Raw genomic sequence first — 21,414 nt, 5'->3', positions numbered from 1 at the left:
ATAAATGGAGAAATAAAGATAAGCAGCAGCCTATAATACAGATAACCATAAGGGCGATATTATGAAACAAAAAAATTATTTGGTCATTGGTGGCACCGGTGGTATCGGTCAGGCGATGGTGCAAGCACTCCTGCAGCGGCAACATCTGGCTAATGAGCAAAGCGATACTGATACAGCACATACCAAGATATATGCCACTTATCACAAAAGTCAGCCTGACTTTATGGCAGATCATTTGTATTGGATATCGATGGATGTGAGCGATGAGGATAGTATCGAACAAGCCATTGCTGATATTAAGCAACAAACCACTCATATTGATTGGGTGATTAACTGTGTCGGCTTATTACATACGCCACACAATCAGCCAGAAAAAGCGCTACGACAACTGGAGACGAACTTTTTTTTGCAGAGTATGCAGATTAATGCCTTAGCCAGTCTACTGATTGCCAAGCATATCAAGCCATTACTCGCAAAATCTGAACGTAGTGCGGACCACCCTGCCATTTTTGCGACCATATCGGCGCGTGTGGGCAGTATCAGTGATAATAGACTTGGCGGTTGGTACAGCTACCGTATAAGTAAAGCGGCGCTAAATATGGGTATGAAGAATTTGAGCATTGAATGGAGGCGGTCACTAAAGGATGTCTGCGTGGTGGTCATGCAGCCAGGTACGGTTGATACCCAACTGTCTTCACCTTTTCAGGGCAATGTGGCGGACAAAAAGCTGTTCACGCCTGCTTATAGTGCGGCGCGTTTACTCGCCGTGCTTGATTCGATGAGCGCTGCCCAATCTGGTGGTTTTGTCGATTGGGCAGGTGAGTCGATCCCTTGGTAAAAGATAGGTAAAACGGGTGATTGATAAAAACGTCAAATCATTAATCGGAGACAAATAAATCCATAAATTCATTGACCGGTGTTTGCTCTAAGCGGCTTTGGTCATCACATAGCGCAAAGATATCGGCACAGTGACTGTCAATAAAACGTGTGGCCAAACTGGCGCGAAACTTGGCTTTTAGCACTGGAACGCCTTCTTTGCGGCGACGTTTATGGCCGATAGGATACTCGACAGCTTAGATTCAACAAATGGCTATCTTATGTCATCAAATAAATCAGACCTGCGACAAACATCAGGCTAAAGAGTAAAAGCAGCACACCCAAAACCTTACTTGCCACCCCCGAGCCTCCTGACGGCGGTTTTTTAACTTTGCTCTTTTTGGCCACTCGCAGCACCATCTTTACATGCTCGATATTATCCTCAAGGTAGTAATCTCCTTCAGGAACAAACCCTAAGGTCTGATAAAAGCTGAGCAAATAAGTCTGTGCGGAGATAATAATAGGACGCTTTTTGCCATATTTTTTGCGGCAATGAGCGATAGCTTGAATCATCATCTGCCTTGCTATACCTTGACCGCGATGCTCTGATAATACCAGTACGCGACCAATAGCTGACATAGCGGTATTAAGCGAATCGGTATCGGCGGCGCTCAAGTTAGATCTGAGCCTGTTGTATTCAGGTGGAATAATACGGCAATAACCAACGAGCGCTTCGTTTTGATGCGCGACGAGATGTAAGCAGTCAAAGTCAAGCTCATCCATATCTTGATAAGCGCAGTTTTGCTCCACCACAAACACCTGCGAGCGCGCTCTTAGAATATGGTAGATATCGACGGAGGTTAACTCATCAAAGGTTTTGATAGAAAATTGGGTGGTCATAATATTTTGGCTTTTGCAAATGAGATGATAATAATGCGTTTGAATGAAGGCATATTTTTAATGCTTTTGGGTTTATGGTGCTAGGCTAAAAGCACCAGCCTACGACGTCGCTTAGATTATTATCAAAACGTACTTTTTGCAATAATCTATAAGACATTAACCCTGAATCGTCTGACTGATCTTATCTAGATTTAAACTATCGGACATCGCGCTAAAGATCTCGTAATACTTACCGCCTTTATCGTACAGCTCCTCATGGCTACCGGTTTCCACCACTTGGCCATTTTCTATTACTACTAAATCATCAGCGTCAATGATCTGCGCGATGTTATGCGAGACCATAATTACCGTTCTATCTTTTTTGATAAGATCTAAGCTTTTTTTGACCTGTTGACTGGCGATGGCATCAAGGCTCGCCGTTGGCTCATCCAAAAATACAATCGGTGGATCTTTTAAGAACATACGTGCCAGCGCAATACGCTGCTGCTGACCGCCCGATAGCGATTTGGCCGTACTCTCGTAACCGTCTGCTAATTGCATCACTTGCTCATGAATCGAAGCCTTTTTTGCTGCGACTATAATGTCATCCATAGTCGCATTCATATTGCCATAACGGATGTTTTCACTAATAGTGCCTGAGAAGATATGATTACTTTGTAATACCAGACCAATATTCTGACGTAAATCATGAGTATCGCAGTCTTTTAAATTATGACCATCTAAGCAAATCATACCAGCATCTGGTTCATAAAATTTGACCAATAGATTGATAATGGTGCTCTTGCCCGCGCCGCTAAGCCCCACAAGCGCAGTGATACGGTTAGGGCGAATCTCAAAGCTGACATCTTTTAGCGCTTGGGTACCGTTGGGATAAGTAAAGTCGACGTTTTTTAACTCGATGTGGCCTTGTAGGTTTTTACTACTGATGCCATCGATATTTTCAATTTGCTTATCATCTTCTAAGATATCAAAAAAGCCTTCAGCATAAGTTAAAGCATTATTAATCTGATCATAGATACGGTGCAGCTGGCGAATAGGGGCGGCGACGTTTTGAAATAGCATAACGTGAAATAAAATCATGCCAATGGTCATTTGACCCTGCAACACAAAGTAAGAGGTCAGCAAGATGATGACCACCACGCCGATTTGTTCAATAAAGGTCTTAATCGCGTCATAGATAAAGCCAATACTGCGAATACGCAGCTGATTATCGGTCATCTCTTTTTGAATCTTTAGATGCTTTTGCGCTTCAATAGGCTCGCGGACAAAGGATTTGACCACACTGATTGAGTTGATAAGCGAGATAACCAGTCCGCTTTTGGCTTCTCGAAAGCTACGCATCTGCCGACGAAACCCTTGTAGACGTCTGGCTTGTTTTTGACTAATAAAGAAGTAAATCGGAATAATAAACAGCCCAACCAGACCAATCCAAAAGTTGGTCGAGAACATAATAATAAGCGAGACAATGGCACTGGCAAACAGCGGTAGCATATCGATAAAGAAGTTTTGCACCAAACTTGTTAGGCTACTAACCCCATAATCAATACGAGTTTGTAGTTTACCGCTATCGTTTTCACTACTGGTATAAAACGCCATGCGATAAGTCAAAATACGCTCGATAATCTTTTGTGATAAATCCCGCGAGAGATTGATGCGAATCTTCTCGCCATAAAAGCGCTGCCCAAATGAGATAAATATCGACAGTATCTCTTTGGTCAGTAGTACCGCACTGATAATGCCAAGCATACGTACGCCCGCTTCCCAAGGCTCGGCAAGTGTGGCAATCTCAGTCAAAGTATCGACAGCATAACGCAACACAAAAGCATTGACCTGCGCGGTAAAGGAACCAAGTACGGTCAAGATCAGCGTGGCAATGATTAAAAGCTTATAAGGCGCGGCAAACACCGCCAGCTTTTTGAGGATATTCCACAATAAAGCGCGCCGCTCAGTCTTTTTGACTGGCGGCTTTTTGTCTAAGGGTACGCGGCGGGGTTGGGGAGAGGTTTGCATAATTGGCTTACACTTTTTGTCTAAGGGTACGCGGCGGGGTTGGGGAGAGGTTTGCATAATTGGCTTACATATTATTAGATAATATAAAAAATTAATCTCTACTAAAGCTATATTTGATTTATTTTTTTAAATTATTCGTAATGGCATTAGAGTAATCACTGTGAGCCATTATTACTGACTTATATGAAATATAAGGTTCAAGATTTAATTCAACAGAAGGTCTAAAGCCTTTATAATCAAAAATATCTTCCCCCATTCGTTGTGCTAGTCTAGCCATCGCTACGATAAACATTTCTCCGTATTGACGACCAAAAGGTGTCATCTTGTTCATATATCGTTGCTTGGCTGAAGGGTTAGAGTCTACATGAGCACCGCCACCTTTATCAGCTATATTCTTAATAACATCTCTGACTTGTAGAGTCGTAGGATGATGAGTTAAATACTGTTCAACCCACGTTGGTATATCTAACATTTTTTTCTGCTTAGCGAATATAAAATTTGGAATTACCAATCCGTTTTTATATTGCATTAATTCGAAAGGCATAGTAGCAATTCTGCTAGTATTGTCAGGATTTTGAATTATTTGTACAGAAGAGCTTTCATTATCATCCCAGATTATATTCTCCAAAGCGTTTAATTCTATATTTGGAAAAACTCTTGGAAGCAGAGAGTTATCCCTTCTTTTTTTATTTGAATCACAAAATAAAATCCGTAATTGACCGGCAAGAGGCTTATACATATATGGTTCATTTTCATAATAAGATTTTAAACAAGAGTCAATAATAAGGAATGACTCTTTGAGTTGTTCCTTCAAATATATATCTTCAATCATATTAAGCTTCCCGATCAGTTAAAACGCATCCGCTGGTACAAAAACTTCTCCAACCATAATACGGCGGGCTGAGCGGCTCATCGACACTTTTTTGGCTTGCCAGCGGCCGTCGACTTGTTCGGTCTTACCGCCGACCAGTAGCGTCCCTGATGGATGACCAAAACGCACCTCGGACAGCTCGCCACCGCCAGCCGCCTCATTGACCAATGTCCCTTGCGTGGTGGCCGCTGCCGCAATGGCGACCGCTGCGGTACCCATCATCGCATGATGCAGCTGCCCCATACTCATCGCGCGTACCACTAAATCGATATCATTTGCATTAACTTCTTTACCACTTGACGAGGTATAGCTTTGTGCTGGTGCTACCCACGCAATTTTGGGGATATGTTGGCTCGCTTGTGCCTCACTCTCATCTTTAAACAATCCCATCGCCACGCCGCCACGCGCACGTATTTTTTCTAACTTGGCTAATAGTTCGTCATTACTATTAATATCGCCTTGTAATTCTGTACCGCTAAAGCCTAAGTCTTCCGCTTTCATAAAGATAGTTGGGATACCAGCGCTGATAAAGGTGGCTTTGACGTTGTCTTTATCGAGGCTACAACCAGAGACATCAAAGTCATCGACGAGGTTGTTGGTCGGGAACATATCACTGGATGAGTCGACCGGATCGATAAATTCAATTTTGACCTCAGCAGCGGGGAAGGTGACGCCGTCCAATTCAAAGTCGCCTGTCTCTTGAACCTGTACTTTGTCATTTGCATCTTTATAGACTGGCACATGAGCAATGATGGTTTTGCCAATATTTTCTTGCCAGATACGCACTTCACAAATACCGCTGTCCGCGTCTTTATCAATACTACTAGCTATCTTGTCTGCATCAACTAAACCCATATTAATGGCACAAGCACCCACGGCGGCGGTTAAGTTACCACAGTTACCCGCCCAATCAATCATGGGCTTTGCGATATTAACTTGTCCAAATAAATAATTGACACCGTTTTTGATGTGCTAGAGCTGCCATTACCTAAACCGTCGATTTGCTTACCATAAGGATCTGGGCTACCAATGACACGTAGTAAGAAGTTATCTCGCGGCGAGCCTGCAACTTGGCAACGCTCAGGTAAGTCGGATAATTTAAAAAACGTGCCTTTTGACGTGCCGCCACGCATATAGGTGGCAGGGACGGAGATTTGCGGGGCGAATTTTGGTTTGGTCATTTTTGAGAGTCCTTTATATATTTATGACTTGTTTATAGTTTTATTGGTAGTATAGTTCGGCAAAAATTAATCAGATAATGCAAGATAACCCTGATTTGTCTTATGAGTTCATACGTCAATTATTAATCGCTCAAGATGAAGTCGAGACTGATAGAGTTGAACCATTTTATTTTAGATAGGATTACTGCAATCCTAAACTCATTTTGCCAGCTTTATACTGCTCAATAGATTTAGCCAAATGGGCAGCATTAGCAGATGACTTTAATAAATACAGCGTCTCCATTAAACCATTGTAATGAGCACTCGACATAACAACCGCATCATTATCGTTTTGACGATTTATGACTACTACATCGGTACCATTATTCACCGTATCTAAAACGGCTTTAAAGTCTTTATTAGCGTCTGTAAAGCTGATAAATTTCATAAAATTTCTCGTAATATAAAATTTTAATAAAATACAATCTATAGTAACTCTGCAAAATTGTGATGCTGGGTTAAAAACCCAGCCTACGCCAAATTCAAATAGTTAGAGATTATAAGCTTAAAAAAGCCGATGCCATATAGACACTCTATACAACATCGGCTTATTTATTACTTATACGCTATGCCTTAACGCTTACGCAATATCTAGCGTGCCTTCGATAAACTCTTTGGCAAAGCGCTGCAGCATACCGCCAGAGTTGTACATTTTTACTTCATCAGCCGTATCTAAACGGCAAATAACAGGCGCTTTATCGACTGTGCCGTCTTTGCGATGAATCACCAGTGTCATATCGCCACCAGCGGATACCTCACCTTCGATATCGAAGATTTCTGTACCATCGATGTTGAGCGTCTCACGGTTGATACCAGGCGCAAACTGTACGGGGAGAGCACCCATACCGACGAGGTTTTGACGATGGATACGCTCAAAATCTTCAGCCACGACGACTTCCACACCAGCAAGACGCACGCCTTTGGCAGCCCAGTCACGGCTTGAGCCTTGACCATAGCCGTCGCCTGCGATGATGATCAGCGGTTGGTCACGATTCATATACGTCTCAATCGCTTCCCACATACGCATGACCTGACCTTCAGGCTCTACGCGAGCGAGTGAGCCTTGAATGACGTTGCCGTCCTCGTCGCGTACCATTTCATTAAGCAACTTCGGGTTGGCAAAGGTGGCACGCTGCGCAGTCAAGTGATCGCCGCGGTGGGTGGCGTACGAGTTGTAGTCTTCCTCAGGCAAGCCCATGGTATCGAGATACTCGCCAGCGGCGCTATCACCCATGATGGCATTAGACGGCGACAAATGATCGGTGGTGATGTTGTCACCGAGTACTGCCAACGGACGCATGCCTTTTAGAGTGTTTTTCTTCGCCATCTTGCCTTCCCAATACGGTGGACGGCGAATATAGGTACTCATTTCGCGCCAGTCATATTGCGGGTCGATGACCGACGCTTCATTACGGCCTGCCTGCGCTTTGGCTTCATCAAACATCGGGATGTACACTTGATTAAACTGCTCAGGCTTGACCGCTGATTTGACAATAGCGTCGACCTCCGCATCGTCAAACCAGATATCTTTTAGATACACATCGTTGCCGTCTTGGTCTTTGCCCAGTGAGTCTTTTTCGATATCGAAGCGAATGTTGCCTGCGATAGCATAAGCAACCACAAGCGGCGGCGAGGCGAGGAACGCTTGCTTGGCATACGGATGGATACGACCATCAAAGTTACGGTTGCCCGATAGCACAGCGGTACTAAATAAGTCGCGATCGATGATTTCTTGCTGGATATCTGGGTCCAGCGCGCCGCTCATACCGTTACAAGTGGTACAGGCAAAGGCCACAACATCAAAGCCTAGCTTTTGTAGCTCAGGTAACAACCCTGCTTCCTCTAAATACAGCTTAACGGTTTTTGAGCCAGGGGCTAGTGAGGACTTCACCCAAGGCTTACGAATGAGGCCTTTTTCCACTGCGTTACGGGCGACGATACCAGCGGCCACCATGTTGCGCGGGTTTGAGGTGTTGGTACAGCTGGTGATCGCAGCGATAATGACGGCACCATCTGGCATCTGGCTATCTTCTGGTTCTGGTAGTTTTTCATTTTCACCGTGGGCGATGCCTTCCTTGACAAGGTCTGTCGTTGATACGCGCGCATGGGGACGTGACGGTCCTGCGATATTACGCACCACTTTTGATAAGTCAAAATGCAGCACGCGCTCATACTCAGCATCTTTTAGGCCATCCGCCCACAGACCAACTTGTTTGGCATAAGCTTCTACGATTTTGATTTGCTGCTCTGAGCGTCCGGTGAGACGCAGATAATCAATGGTTTGCTCATCGATAGAGAACATCGCAGCAGTAGCGCCATATTCAGGGGTCATATTAGAGATGGAGGCGCGATCACCAACAGTCAGGTTTCGTGCACCTTCACCAAAGAACTCTAAATAAGATGATACCACACCCTCAGTGCGTAAAAACTCGGTCATCGCCAGTACTAAATCGGTACCAGTGATGCCTTCTTGTAGTTTACCTGTCAGCTCGACACCGATGATATCTGGCAAGCGCATGTATGAGGGATTGCCCAGCATCACGCTTTCGGCCTCTAGCCCGCCGACACCGATAGAGATAACGCCGAGCGCATCGACCATCGGCGTGTGGCTGTCGGTGCCGACTAGGGTGTCAGGGAAGGCGATAGCATCGCCGTCTTGGTCGGCAACCACTTGTACGACAGGCGACATTTTCTCTAAGTTAATTTGGTGCATGATGCCATTACCAGGCGGTACGACGTTGACGTTGTCAAAGGCGTACTGGCACCAGTTAATAAAGTGAAAACGGTCTTCGTTACGGCGCTCTTCGATCGCGCGGTTCTTCTCAAATGCATCTTCTTCAAAGCCTGCGTGCTCTACGGCTAATGAGTGGTCAACGATCAGCTGCGTCGGTACGATGGGGTTTACTTTGGCAGGATCACCGCCTTCCGCTGCGATAGCATCACGTAGGCCTGCCAAATCGACAAACGCGGTCTGACCTAAGATATCGTGGCATACCACGCGGGCAGGATACCAAGGAAAGTCAACCTCTTGCTTCCGGTAGATATGCTGTGACAGTGCTTCGGTCAAATCCTCAGGTGGGCAGCGACGCACGAGGTTTTCGCATAATACCTTTGAGCTAAAAGGTAGTTTGGCATAAGCACCAGGCTCGATCTCATTGACCGCTTGCTCGACATCAAAGTAATGTAACTGGGTACCGGGCAAGGGTTTTTTGTACTTATCGTTCATGGTTTGCGGATTAACTTGCGTTAACGGCTGTTTGTTGTCTGTCATGACGGATCATCCTTACTAAGAAGGGTTATTAAAAATCGCTGTTATTTAAGAAAATTAACCGCGCGCGCCGATGTCCGGTAATGGGCGCAGCTCTTCGCCCGTATATTCCGCGCTTGGGCGAATGATACGGTTGTTGGCGCGCTGCTCAAACACGTGTGCCGCCCAGCCAGTTAGGCGCGAGCACACAAAGATCGGGGTGAATAATTTAGTTGGGATACCCATAAAGTGATAGGCTGATGCATGAAAAAAGTCAGCATTACAAAACAGTTTTTTCTCGCGCCACATGACTTCCTCACAGCGTACCGATACTGGGTATAGCACTTCATCACCGACGTCAGCCGCCAGCTTTTCAGACCAACCTTTGATGACGACGTTACGCGGATCCGACTCGCTATAGATCGCATGACCAAAGCCCATGATTTTATCTTTACGCGCCAGCATGGCCATCATCTCTTTTTCGGCCTCATCCGGTGAGCCAAAGCCTTCGATCATGTCCATCGCAGCCTCATTGGCACCGCCATGCAAATGCCCACGTAGTGAGCCGATCGCACCTGTGACACAAGAATGAATGTCCGATAACGTAGATGCACAGACGCGGGCGGTAAAGGTCGAGGCATTGAACTCATGCTCAGCGTACAAGATCAATGAGACATTCATCACGCGCTCGTGTAGCTCGTTTGGCTTCTCGCCTTTGAGTAGATGCAAGAAATGCCCACCGATAGTAGCATCGTCCGTTTCGGTCTCGATACGCACGTTGTCATGGCTAAAGCGATACCAGTAGTTGATGATAGATGGGAACACCGCCAGCATACGATCGGTTTTATCATTTTGCTGATCAAAGTCGGTTTCCATCTCAAGGTTACCTAGCATCGAGCAGCCTGTACGCAGTACGTCCATAGGATGCGAGTCCGCTGGAATGCGCTCGAGTACGTCTTTTAGCGCTTGCGGTAGGCCGCGCATTTTTTTGAGTTTGGCTTGATACGCATCAAGCTCGCTTTGGGTGGGCAAGTTGCCATACAGTAGCAAATACGCCACTTCTTCAAAGATACACTTTTCCGCCAGCTCAGAGACATCGTAGCCGCGATAGGTCAGACCTGAGCCTGATTTGCCAACTGTCGATAGCGAGGTCTTGCCTGCGACTTGACCACGTAGGCCTGCGCCTGATAATTCTTTTTGTGCTGCCATGGTTGAATTCCTTTTTTTAGGTGGCTTGTTTGGGTAATTGACGAAAAGGGTGATGTCATAGTGATAAGCACTTACTATAGATACTTATTGATTGACACTTATTAATCAGTGCTTACTTGTTATCTGCAAACAGTTTGTCTAGCGTTTGCTCAAACTCGTGATAGTTTAAGAAATCATATAACTCCATGCGGGTCTGCATGGTATCGACGACGTTTTCTTGTGTGCCGTCATCTAATAGATGCTGATAGACATTGAGGGCGGCTTTGTTCATCGCGCGAAAAGCAGATAAAGGGTACAGCACCATATCGACACCCACTCCATATAGCTGATCGGTGGTGTATAGATCAGTCTGGCCAAACTCTGTCATGTTGGCCAGTACAGGGATATCGAGCACATCGGTAAACTTGCGATACATCTCGATGTCGGTTAACGCTTCTGCAAAAATCATATCAGCGCCGGCCTCAGCAAAAGCAACGGCACGCTCAACCGCCGCGTCTAACCCTTCGACCGATAACGCATCGGTGCGCGCCATGACCACAAAATCAGGATCGGTTTTGGCATCTAAGGCCGCTTTTAGGCGATCGACCATCTCTGAGATACTGACGATTTCTTTGTTTGGGCGATGGCCGCAGCGTTTTTGTGCCACTTGGTCTTCGATATGTACAGCAGCCACGCCCGCTTTTTCCATTTTTTTGATGGTTTGGGCGATATTAAAAGCGCCACCAAAACCAGTATCGATATCGACCAATAACGGCGTATCTACCGCGTCGGTGATACGGCGCGCATCCTCTAGCACATTATCAAGGCTGGTCATGCCCAGATCAGGTAAGCCAAAAGACGCATTGGCCACGCCGCCGCCTGATAGATAGATGGCCTGATGACCGACTTGGGTCGCCATCATCGCGGTATAGGCGTTGATAGTACCGACGATCTGTAAGGGTTGGTTTTGGTCGTTTTTTTGAGCCAAAGCTTGGCGAAAACGTGCGCCAGCGGATAAAGAAGTCATGTGGTGGTCCTTGTTATCGTTTTATGCAAAACACTGAGTATAAAAAGTAAAAAGTGAGGTTGATCGTATTAGTTTTTGATTATACCCAAATATCTACCGATGCAAAGACCCTGCTAAGTTAGGTTTATAAATGATTGCTAACTTATCAGTGAAATAAAAGTAAATCTATTCGTATTTCAAATAGCATTATCCAAAAAATCATTATTTCTTTGATTTATTATTTATATCCTTTAAATCATAAAAGTACTGGCGGTGGTTTATTTACATTTATTTACAATTACATCTACGCTGGCAGGCTTTGACAAAGCAAAGGAGCAGGGGCGTTATCTAGTCGCCAAAAAAAAGCCCTAATAGCAATATTAAAAATGCTAAAAGGGCTTTTATGGCTTGAGCCTTATTCGCTTAAGAAAGAGGTGCTTTTATGCTCTCTAGCCAAACATACCGGTTAGGTTGGCTAAGAACAACAACGCAAAGCTGGCTAAGAAAATAAGCCCAGCGATCGACCAAGCATTCATGCCAGCTGAGAGCTTTTTATGCTTTTTCACCAGTGAGTAGTTGAGCCAGCCAAAGATGGGCGCTGAGACAAAGGCAGAAATCATAGCAAACTTGAGCATCGCGCCGAGCTGACCTGTAAAGAAGGTAATGATTACCAAACCACCACCGATGGCATAAGTTGTCCAAAACGCGACTTGTTTTTTGTTGATTTCCTTTTCGCCTTTGAGCAAACGCCAGCACTCTGCATTGGCGCGGCCATAACCGTCGGCACAGGTGATGGTGGTGCCAAACATACACATAAAGGCGACGAAGGCGACCAGCAGCCGCGACCACTCACCGATGGTCGCTGTGTACATGTTGATCAACTGATTGATATAAGCGCCGCCAACCAGCTCAATCTCTTGTCCTGAGCCGTACTGCACAAACACGCCAAGTGATAAGAAAAACAGCGCCAAAATCGCAGATACTGAGTAACCGACATTAAAGTCTAGCAAGCCCTGACGGTGGGTCGTATGATCGGTTTTGACCTTGGCAGAGGTCCACATAGAGGTAATGGCAGCAAACTCTAATGGCGCGGGCATCCAGCCCATCAACGCCACAATAAAGCCTAGTGTCGCCAAATTCCATGGCGAGGCGGCAACAAAGTCAGCCGCCATCACGGTCGGCTTGCCAGCCGCGATGATGACCGCCGCAACGGTAGCCGTCGCGAGAGCAATCATGATCCATTTGGTCACGCCATCGAGTAACTTATAGTGACCTGCAATCAAAAAGAACCATGACACGGCCACGATGATGAACGATAACGTCATCGTCGATAGACCAAGAGAGGCGGGCAGCATAAAGCCTAATATCACCGCAGCAATCAGTGACACAGCGCCGGTACTGATGACGGCAGACAAGATAGATAGGATAAAGTACACCCAAAGATAGACCTTTGAGCGCTTGGCATAGCCAGCAATCAGACTCTCACCTGTGTCATAGACATAATCAGTACCAAAGCGAAAAAACGGATACTTAACGACGTTGGCCAAAATAATCATGATCGCAAGCTGCCAGCCATATATCGCGCCAGCCTGCGTTGATGAGATCAGATGCGAGCCGCCGATAGCGGCCGTCGCCATCAAAATCCCTGGGCCAAAGATACGCCAGCTAAAGCCCTTGGGCTGCTGCGCCTCATCGGTTGCGCTGTCGGTCGCGTCGGTGCTTGCAATGCGAGAGTTGTTGAGTGGTTGTGTGGACATGAATACCTCGAGATGTTTGAACGGCAAATCATCACTTACCTGTGTCAGTCTGCCAATGAACGGTCATGAATCGTTTTATTACTTTTAATAAAACGATTCATCTTTTATCGACTTTAGCACACCGAAGCTGTTCAGGAGAATGATTATTCTAATAACTATTACTAATTGTTTGCATGCCCATTCTTGATAGTTAGCATAATTGCATATAAATATCAAGAGTTTGGACGAATTTTTTTGGCCGTTCTTTATAACATAATAATCGTTCGATATCTGATAATTTAAGGCATCGAGGCAAATTTTTGTGGTCGATAGGTGATACCGCGCTGCTCATACACTTGATACGTCGCGGTGAGTAGGTCGGGGATGCTTGGATGAACGCAGTCTTTGAGCGTATGTAAATAAATAGGGGAGGTGGCGTTTTCGTGAATGAGGCGCTGATAGCTGATCTGCTCGGTACGGACAGTGCTTAGGCTGGCAGGCACCAGCGTGATACCTTCGCCTGCCGCCACTAGGCCCAGCGCCACTTGTAAGTCACTCACTGTCGTGGTCATAAATGGTGATACACCATATTGAGCAAATAAATGCAGCAGCGGCTCGGTGATCGGCTCGTTTTGTCCTAGCGGCGCTTGAGAGTCCAATGACGTATGCTGCTGAGCTGCAGAATCGGTATCGATTGGCGAAGAGGCTTGCGACTTAGTCTTTGGTGACGAAAAAGCTGTCGATACTGTGGTGGCTATCGGTAGATGCGTTTGGTGGTATAAAATCAGGCGGTTATTTGCCAAATCGATCAAACGCTGCGCACGCACCTGCGCGAGCGGATGCGCCTTGGGCAAGGCCACCACGTAGCGCTCATGACGTAGGAGTATCTGCTGAATCCAAGGATCTTGGTGAGCAAAGCGCCCAAAACCAATGTCAATCTCGCCAGATTTTAGGGCATCGATCTGCTGATAAGAGCTGATGTCTTTAAGATTGACATCGATGTCAGGGTTTGACTGCTTTAGGGTGGCGATAATATCGGGTAGTAGCCCATACAACACCGATGGCACAAAGCCGATATTGAGTGTGCTACTGGGCATAGATAAGCGCTGAGTCATGCTGGTGACTGCCTCAATCTCTGTCAGTACGGCACTGATTTTTTCATAAAAAAACGCCCCCGCATCTGTCAAATGCAGCGGCCGATGGTAACGATCAATGAGCACCACCCCCATCTCTGTCTCAAGCTGTTTGAGCAGGCGACTCAGACTTGGCTGCGACAAACCTGTCTGGGTTGCCGCTGCGCTAAAGCTGCGTAGATCTGCAATCGCAATGAACGCCTTCAGTTGTTTTAAATCCATATCTGAGTGCCTGTTATATCTATTGTTATCTTTATACTGTATTTTAATCGTTTGATTTAAAACGTTGGCAACGCGCCTGACATGATGAAAGAACCATCATACGTTTGAAAAAATCAAGCGCGCCCTGTAAGGGTAAATAGGTAAAACCTACAAATTGTGCTTGAAGATAGAGCAGTAGGCAATTATATTGGCCGTAACGGTGCTGTTACATTTGGCAAATAAACTGTATCATCCTTTATCTAATGGTAATAGTATAACTGGCTCGGTATCATTCTATGAACGATATAAATAATGACAGTAGTATTGATCTTGAAGCAAAGCTTGATACAAAGTTGGCAAAAAAGATTGCCAATGCTAAAAATCGCAGAGACAAGCGCAATGGTGATATCTACAAGCGTTTTTTGAAACGCGTGCAGCACCCTGAGCCTCATAAAAAACTAGAGCCGCTAAAAAGCGCACATCATCTGCCTGCTTATGAGCCGCTGACCGACGAAGAGCTACAATGGTTTGCCAGTCAAGATAAGCATGACAGCCAGCCAAAACAGCCGCCAAAAAACCCAACAGCTGCGGCACCAGATACTGAGCGCGACAACGACAAACTTGATTTTACGCTGGATTTTTCTGAGCCAGATAGCACGACTTCTCACAGTGTATCAACATCAACGCCTGAGGGTGGGTTAGATACTGACAAAGGGGCGGGCAGTGTATTTAGCGCAGATATTGTAGAAATAGATAGCGGCGTAGCGCCAAAGCATCACATCGACGACCATGAACCACAGGATCGTCAAGCGGCTGCCAGCACAGAGGTTGAGGCTAGCAGCTATCAAATTACCGACTCTCAAAGCCGAAGTATCGATCCTCAAGACGAGCAAGCGCTGGCAAGTAAACGCAAACCATCCACACTCATTATCGGTATCGGCTCAGTACTTTTGGCAGCGGCCGTGCTGGGTTATGCCGCCATCACTTATTTCTCTAGCGATACAAAAGACAACCCTATACAAAGTACAGAAGCCACAACCCCTGATAATGACGATGCAGCAACCACGGGCACTGTAGCTGTAGCGACTCAGCAAGAGCAAGATGCGATGACAGACACCAGTGCAACTGCTGATCATACAGCGTCAAGCGACTCTGCTGCAGCACTTAGCTCGGATAAATCAGACGAAATCGCCACAACCGAGCAGCCAGCTGATGAAAATCAAAACAATGCTGCCTCAACCAGTGAGGATGAGGATTTGGATACTGAGTTGGATGCTGAGCCTGTGATTACTTACGAAGAATTTAAAGATGAATCACAAACCACCTTGTACCGCGAGACCAATGATTAATGATGTTCCTTGTAGGGTGGACTGACCATACAGTGCTTAGCAAGGCAATATCTAGTAAGCGCTAATATAATCACTGATATAATATTTTATAGACCTTATTTAACATAATATACATTATGCGAAAACAAACCAATGCTTTTAATAGGTTACCGATAAGCTTTTTATAAATACTGATTCGACGATTTTACTTACGTTACTTTCTATTGATGCTCCCAGCAAATCATCAATCCGTCACCAAACCAATCCGTCACCAAACCAATCCATTACCATACTTTTCTCAAACTAACGGCAAGCTTTTAGCAAATGCTCACGCAGCGATTTTCCTTGATCCGTTAATATCACGTCTGCCACTTGGCAATTTTTATTATCACAAGTCAAATCATAATAGACATCGCCGCCTTGTGCCAAGCTGACTTTAACCAGCCCTTTATCGGTGATAGCAAACTGCTTGTCTTGCTGATAATCAGGATCCTGTGAGTTCCATAGTACATCATAACCCACATGACAAGACATTTGCGCTGTCTCAAAATATGTTTGTTCTAACTGCATGGCGTTTTGCAGCGCTGTATTGGCGTATTGTTGCAGGACGACTGGATTATCCATCCCTTCATTACGGATGTCTTGCTCATACATCTGGCGAATGGTTTGTAGTTTTTGCGCGTTATATGTCTGCGCGCCTGTTGTGGTATTACTCTTTGTAACATTACTTGCTGCATGAGCAAACATCGCAAATCCTGTCGCGAGCGATATCAGTATGGGTATCAATGGTTTAATAATCTGCATGGGTCAATTTACCCTATTTTTTTACACAAATAGCTATTAACCATTACATCACACTCATATGAGGGCTGTGCTGTCTTATCGTATCATTCAGGTTGAGATGATTAATGATTGTCGCTTTGCATACTCCCAGTAATGGCTATCATAAGGACACAATATGACCCTATTTGCAGCGTTAAAGCCCCCTTATTTTTCGATAATGACAAGTGGTATGTTCGCCTTTGTATTGGCAGCAACAGGCTGTCAATCCTCAGCTGAGTCCACTATAAATGCATCGGCGCAATCCACCAACACCCCCGTAACCACGGATATGAGCCAGCAAACGCTCAAACAGCAAGCGTTACGCATCCAGCGTGCACTTGCCAATAACGACTATGCCAGAATCACCAAAGACATTCATCCTACCCGTGGTGTGCGTTTCTCCATGTATGCCTATGTGCGCCCTGAGTCCGATAAGGTCTTTAGCCGTGAACAGTATGCCCAGTATTTGCAGCAGTCCAAAATCCGCTTTACTTGGGGTGAACGTGACGGCTCTGGTGAGCCATTAATCATACCGCTACCAGAGTACCTAGACACTTGGGTAAAGGCCAAAACCTTTAATGATGCTACCCTTAGCGTCAATGAGTTTCAAAAAAGTGGCAACAGTATCAATAACCTAAATAAAATATATCAAAACTCTGATGTCGTTGAGTTTTACTATGAAGGTAGTGATGAATACAGCGGTTTAGACTGGCGGGTGTTGCGCTTGGTGTTTGATGACTATCAAGGTAAGCGTTATCTGGTAGCCGTTATCACTGACCAGTGGACGATTTAGTGCATTTATACGCAAATAGTGGCTAAAACAGCAGAATGTTGACGCTCAACCATGATGCCCTGCCCTTTTTTGCTGTCTTTATGCTATATATTCGTATATATAAATATAAAAGACTGTGTTATTGCTTATTTTCAAGTATTTCAGTTTAGCGTTAATAATACCTTGTTATTCCGTGCTGGGCGTATCTTGAGGTGGATAACCAAAATACTGTTTATAAATGCGAGAAAAGTAACTTTGGTCGCCATAGCCGACCCTATGAGCGACTTCTTCAATGGTGACATAGCTCTTTGATTTTAGAATATGATTAGCCTGCTTTAAGCGCAGCATCTTGACCCATTCCGAAAAGCTATAAGGCAGGCTGGCAAAGAGTTTGTGCAGGTATTTAACAGAAAGATGATGAATCAGCGTCAAAATTTGCTTCATCTGAAACACCAGTAACCCAGTAATCTGCCTGCACCTTCGTCGATAGACAAGCTGCGGGCAAACTGCTGCTCAATGGTGCCCGACTGCGCTCTTAACAAGGTTAACGGGACTTTGATCACATACGATGACACTTCATGCAGATGATAAAACTCATAAGGTAAGTTGGACAGCTCAATAAAAAACTGGCCAGGTTTGGCGCTCAGTGAGCGATTTTTTTGAATAAAGCGCACATCGCCTGTCAGCGGAAACGTGATTAAAATTACATCTATGACTTACGGTTTTGCTATAAAGACTACAGCGGTGTTTGCTGAAAAAACTTCACCATAATGTCATAAATATCAGGAAACGCATCGAATAGCTTTTGCGGGGTCTCAAAAAACACTTCGCTAAGCACCGCAAAAAACTCCGCTGGATTGGTCGCACCATAGCGATCCAGTCCTGACTTGTGATGATTTTGAAAGTCTTCAAAATCACGGCTCATAATTTCCGTCCAGCGCGCCGGATCCATATCAGGGTGCATGGGCGGAAATCCGTTGGCGCGGCCATTTAACATATCGAGCTTATGCACAAACTCATGAATGACCACATTATGACCGTCACGCTCGCCTGAGTGCTTGGCATCCTTCCATGACAGTATCACAGGCCCACGCTGCCACGCCTCTCCGCTTCGATGCTGCTGGCCCTCATGAACGATACCGAACTCATCAACAGTGGTGCTCTCACTTTTATATGAGCCGTGGTAGATGATGACTGAAGACCAGCCTTTATACCATTCCAGCCCTAAATTTAGAATCGGTAGGCAAGCTTGCAAGGCAATAGACAGTCTGACTTTATCGGTAATCTTAAAGCCCTGCGCACCGGTAATCGACTTTTCATCTAAGAATAACGTCGCCAGCTCAAACAGACGGCTCCTTTCGTCCTCATTTAGTCTATCAAGTATCACAATGCGCTTGGCAGCTTGCCGCCAATCAGCCGTGGTAAACTCACTATTGTCTAGTATGCGCTGCTCACGCCAGTCTTTTATCATGCCAAACATGGTTGTTCCTTAACGTTAAACGATATGCAATGATGATAATACTGCGCCAATTAACGCTATATCAATAAAAACGGTGCAGTTTGGCTGGTCTTTGATGTTGCCACATCCTCAGGTATACCTTGAGCAACGACTTGCCCGCCTGCATCCCCTGCTCCCGGCCCAATATCGATAATCCAGTCGCTATTGCTGGCCACTTGCATATCGTGTTCAACCATAATGACGGTATTGCCTGCCTCTACGAGCGCATCTAATTGCGCCATCAACATCGACACATCGGCAGGATGTAGGCCAGTGGTCGGCTCATCAAGGATATAAAGCGTATCGCCACGCTGGGTACGTTGTAGCTCGGTGGCAAGCTTGATACGCTGCGCCTCGCCGCCCGACAGTTCAGTTGCTGGCTGCCCCAGCCGCAAGTAGCCAAGACCAACTTGCAAGAGAGCATCTAAAGCACGTAATATCGAGGCTTCTCCATCAAAAAAGGTATAAGCAGATTCTACCGTGAGATCCAGCACTTCAGCGATGTTTTTATCTCGGTAAGTAATCGCCAACGTGTCATTATCATAGCGCTGACCGTGACAGACTTGGCAAGGCGCATAAACACTCGGCAAAAATAGCAGCTCGACACTGACAAACCCTAGGCCTTCACAGTTGGGGCAGCGACCCTTTGGCGTGTTAAAGGAAAAACGTCCCGCATCATAACCGCATGCTTTGGCCTCCGCCGTTGCCGCAAATAATTTACGGACATCATCGAACAGCCCTGTATAGGTGGCAAGGTTTGAGCGCGGCGTACGACCAATGGCTTTTTGATTGATATCAATAAGGCGGCTGACTTTGTCCATGCCAGCAATGATTTGGCCTTTAGTGACCGTCTCAAACTCCTGCTCTAGTAAATCCGCTTCATCAGTTGCGGCTTGGGTAACCACCTCTTTCCCTAAGGCTTCATTAACCAACTCAACTAGCGCCTGACTGACCAAGCTCGATTTACCTGATCCCGATACGCCAGTGACACAAGTCATCACGCCTAGTGGCAACGCAATACTTAACCCTTGGATGTTGTTACGCTCTATATCAGCAAGCTTTAGCCAAGCGTTAGGTTTTCTAAGCGGTTTTTTGTGCGCCGTCTCTTTATCGGTAAAGAGATATTGCGCGGTTGTTGATGCAGCAACCTGACGCAAACCCTCTACAGGGCCGCTATAGACAATTTCGCCGCCATGCGTGCCCGCCTTGGGTCCGACATCGACCACCCAATCGGCATGGCGAATAACGCTCACATCATGCTCGACGACAAACACTGAATTGCCAGCGGCGATGAGCTCATCCAATGCCCCCAGCAGTGCTTGCGTGTCGGCAGGATGCAAGCCTGCGGATGGCTCATCAAGCACATACACCACCCCAAACAGCTGCGAGCGTATTTGCGTGGCTAATCTTAGACGCTGTAGCTCACCTGGCGATAATGTCGGCGTGGTGCGCTCAAGCGACAAGTAACCCAAGCCCAGTCTCGTTAGCGCTTCAACACGCGCTAATATATCACTAGCAATGCGCTGTGCGACGATAGCTTTTTCACGGTTGGGGGTGTCATCTTCGATTTTTGCATGCGCTGTTTTTTGCAGCGTTAATGCTAGATCAGTTAATGTAAGTTGCGACAGCTCGCCGATATCCAGCCCTGCAAACTTTACTGATAGCGACTCTTTTTTGAGCTTTTTACCGTGGCACTCTGGGCATACAGAGATTTGCATAAACTGCGAGACCCGTTTTTTGACCCGTGGGCTTTGCGTGGTGGTAAAGGCATTTAGGATAAAGTTTTTGGCGCTGATATAGGTGCCCATATAATTGGGCTTTTCACCTTTTTCAATCGCAGCACGCGTCTGCGCCATATCGTATTCAGGATAGACCGGGACTGTTGGCGTCTCATCGGTAAACAAAATCCAGTCGCGAGACTTTTTGGACAATTTGTGCCACGGCGTATCGATATCATAGCCAAGCGTGGTTAATATTCGGCTTAGGTTTTGTCCTTGCCAAGCGCCAGGCCACGATGCAATCGCCCGCTCACGAATGGACTTGCTACCATCAGGCACCATCAACTCTTCGGTCACATCAAACACTCGGCCAATACCCGAACATCTTGGGCACGCCCCCTCTGGCGTATTGGGCGAGAATGCATCGGCGTAGAGCATGTCTTGATCTGCTGGGTACTCGCCAGCTCGTGAGTACAACATCCGCAAGCCGTTTGATATGGTCGTGACACTACCAACGGAGGAGCGTACAGAAGGCGTGCCCCGCTGCTGCTGTAAGGCGACTGCGGGAGGCAGGCCTTCTATGGCATCGACATCTGGCTCATCCACTTGATCGATCAGACGCCTTGCATACGGCGACACCGAATCCAGATAACGCCGCTGTGATTCGGCGAACAAAGTCCCAAACGCCAGCGATGACTTCCCTGAGCCTGATATACCCGTAAACACCACCAGGGCATCACGTGGCAAATCAACATCGACGTTTTTTAGATTATGCACGCGTGCGCCTCGGACTTGAACGTGGCTGTTTGGTTGCTTGTTTCGCTGGTGATTGGGAGTACTATAAGGGTCGTGGGAGTTTGTGTTATTGTACTTGGCCATACGGCAGTCTTTCCTCTTAACGCATTATTATTATAAGATTTGATTAACGAGAGGTTAGCACACCTTGGC

The 21,414-nt window shown here is 46.1% G+C and carries 18 protein-coding genes and 1 pseudogene; 3 read left to right on the top strand and 16 right to left on the bottom strand.

Going from position 1 to position 21,414, the window contains the following annotated elements:
* The first annotated feature begins 61 nt into the window (after positions 1-61).
* Positions 62-838 (top strand): SDR family oxidoreductase, encoded by a 777-nt coding sequence (locus tag NK638_RS00895; protein WP_274631553.1) that lies wholly within the window; start codon positions 62-64, stop codon positions 836-838.
* A gap of 40 nt (positions 839-878) precedes the next feature.
* On the opposite strand, the gene NK638_RS00890 is transcribed toward NK638_RS00895, so the two are convergent.
* The 11 genes and pseudogenes from NK638_RS00890 to NK638_RS00840 form a co-directional block, all read right to left on the bottom strand.
* Positions 879-1,022: a hypothetical protein gene (locus NK638_RS00890; RefSeq protein WP_274631552.1), complete on the bottom strand. Its 144-nt coding sequence runs from the start codon at positions 1,020-1,022 to the stop codon at positions 879-881.
* A 73-nt stretch (positions 1,023-1,095) separates the two neighbouring features.
* Complete coding sequence (locus NK638_RS00885) at positions 1,096-1,716, bottom strand: GNAT family N-acetyltransferase (protein ID WP_274631551.1); 621 nt, start codon at positions 1,714-1,716, stop codon at positions 1,096-1,098.
* A 156-nt stretch (positions 1,717-1,872) separates the two neighbouring features.
* The gene (locus NK638_RS00880; protein WP_274631550.1) at positions 1,873-3,726 is read right to left on the bottom strand and encodes an ABC transporter ATP-binding protein; all 1,854 of its coding nucleotides are present in this window, start codon (positions 3,724-3,726) and stop codon (positions 1,873-1,875) included.
* 118 nt (positions 3,727-3,844) lie between these two features.
* Complete coding sequence (locus NK638_RS00875; protein ID WP_274631549.1) at positions 3,845-4,558, bottom strand: hypothetical protein; 714 nt, start codon at positions 4,556-4,558, stop codon at positions 3,845-3,847.
* Positions 4,559-4,576: 18 nt separating this feature from the next.
* A pseudogene (gene prpF, locus NK638_RS00870) lies at positions 4,577-5,778 on the bottom strand (2-methylaconitate cis-trans isomerase PrpF).
* Between the two features lie 181 nt (positions 5,779-5,959).
* The gene (locus NK638_RS00865; protein WP_274631548.1) at positions 5,960-6,205 is read right to left on the bottom strand and encodes a type II toxin-antitoxin system Phd/YefM family antitoxin; all 246 of its coding nucleotides are present in this window, start codon (positions 6,203-6,205) and stop codon (positions 5,960-5,962) included.
* A gap of 192 nt (positions 6,206-6,397) precedes the next feature.
* Complete coding sequence (acnD, locus tag NK638_RS00860; protein ID WP_274631580.1) at positions 6,398-9,043, bottom strand: Fe/S-dependent 2-methylisocitrate dehydratase AcnD; 2,646 nt, start codon at positions 9,041-9,043, stop codon at positions 6,398-6,400.
* A 99-nt stretch (positions 9,044-9,142) separates the two neighbouring features.
* Positions 9,143-10,273, bottom strand: coding sequence for a bifunctional 2-methylcitrate synthase/citrate synthase (prpC, locus tag NK638_RS00855; protein ID WP_274631547.1), 1,131 nt, complete (start codon positions 10,271-10,273; stop codon positions 9,143-9,145).
* Between the two features lie 112 nt (positions 10,274-10,385).
* Entirely contained in the window at positions 10,386-11,279 is an 894-nt protein-coding gene (gene prpB, locus NK638_RS00850; RefSeq protein ID WP_105245810.1) for a methylisocitrate lyase, read from the bottom strand.
* A 428-nt stretch (positions 11,280-11,707) separates the two neighbouring features.
* Complete coding sequence (locus tag NK638_RS00845; protein WP_274631546.1) at positions 11,708-13,015, bottom strand: NRAMP family divalent metal transporter; 1,308 nt, start codon at positions 13,013-13,015, stop codon at positions 11,708-11,710.
* Positions 13,016-13,293: 278 nt separating this feature from the next.
* Positions 13,294-14,349, bottom strand: coding sequence for a LysR family transcriptional regulator (locus NK638_RS00840; RefSeq protein WP_274631545.1), 1,056 nt, complete (start codon positions 14,347-14,349; stop codon positions 13,294-13,296).
* 275 nt (positions 14,350-14,624) lie between these two features.
* Between NK638_RS00840 and NK638_RS00835 the strand changes: the two genes are divergently transcribed.
* Complete coding sequence (locus NK638_RS00835; RefSeq protein ID WP_274631544.1) at positions 14,625-15,677, top strand: hypothetical protein; 1,053 nt, start codon at positions 14,625-14,627, stop codon at positions 15,675-15,677.
* Positions 15,678-15,959: 282 nt separating this feature from the next.
* Here the strand turns inward: NK638_RS00835 and NK638_RS00830 are convergent, their stop codons facing one another.
* Positions 15,960-16,460 carry a hypothetical protein gene (locus NK638_RS00830; RefSeq protein ID WP_274631543.1) on the bottom strand — a complete coding sequence of 167 codons (501 nt, stop codon included), beginning with the start codon at positions 16,458-16,460 and terminating at the stop codon, positions 15,960-15,962.
* 154 nt (positions 16,461-16,614) lie between these two features.
* Here NK638_RS00830 and NK638_RS00825 point away from each other — a divergent pair, with 154 nt between their 5' ends.
* Positions 16,615-17,271, top strand: a complete 657-nt coding sequence (locus NK638_RS00825; protein ID WP_274631542.1) for a hypothetical protein — start codon at positions 16,615-16,617, stop codon at positions 17,269-17,271.
* A 165-nt stretch (positions 17,272-17,436) separates the two neighbouring features.
* Here NK638_RS00825 and NK638_RS00820 read toward each other — a convergent pair whose 3' ends face one another.
* Genes NK638_RS00820 through uvrA form a run of 4 tightly spaced genes read right to left on the bottom strand, consistent with a single transcriptional unit; the run spans position 17,437 to position 21,345 of the window.
* Positions 17,437-17,694, bottom strand: a complete 258-nt coding sequence (locus NK638_RS00820; RefSeq protein WP_274631541.1) for a helix-turn-helix domain-containing protein — start codon at positions 17,692-17,694, stop codon at positions 17,437-17,439.
* Positions 17,691-17,948, bottom strand: coding sequence for an AraC-like ligand-binding domain-containing protein (locus NK638_RS00815; protein WP_274631579.1), 258 nt, complete (start codon positions 17,946-17,948; stop codon positions 17,691-17,693). The genes NK638_RS00820 and NK638_RS00815 overlap by 4 nt, the downstream gene beginning before the upstream one ends.
* A gap of 38 nt (positions 17,949-17,986) precedes the next feature.
* The gene (locus NK638_RS00810; RefSeq protein ID WP_274631540.1) at positions 17,987-18,730 is read right to left on the bottom strand and encodes a M90 family metallopeptidase; all 744 of its coding nucleotides are present in this window, start codon (positions 18,728-18,730) and stop codon (positions 17,987-17,989) included.
* 56 nt (positions 18,731-18,786) lie between these two features.
* Entirely contained in the window at positions 18,787-21,345 is a 2,559-nt protein-coding gene (gene uvrA / locus NK638_RS00805; protein WP_274631539.1) for an excinuclease ABC subunit UvrA, read from the bottom strand.
* Positions 21,346-21,414: the final 69 nt, after the last annotated feature.

Source organism: Psychrobacter sp. A3 (assembly GCF_028823565.1).
GTDB classification, from domain to species: Bacteria; Pseudomonadota; Gammaproteobacteria; order Pseudomonadales; family Moraxellaceae; genus Psychrobacter; species Psychrobacter celer.
The sequence above is the reverse complement of the archived record's forward strand: the minus strand, read 5'-3'. Positions and strand labels throughout refer to the sequence as shown.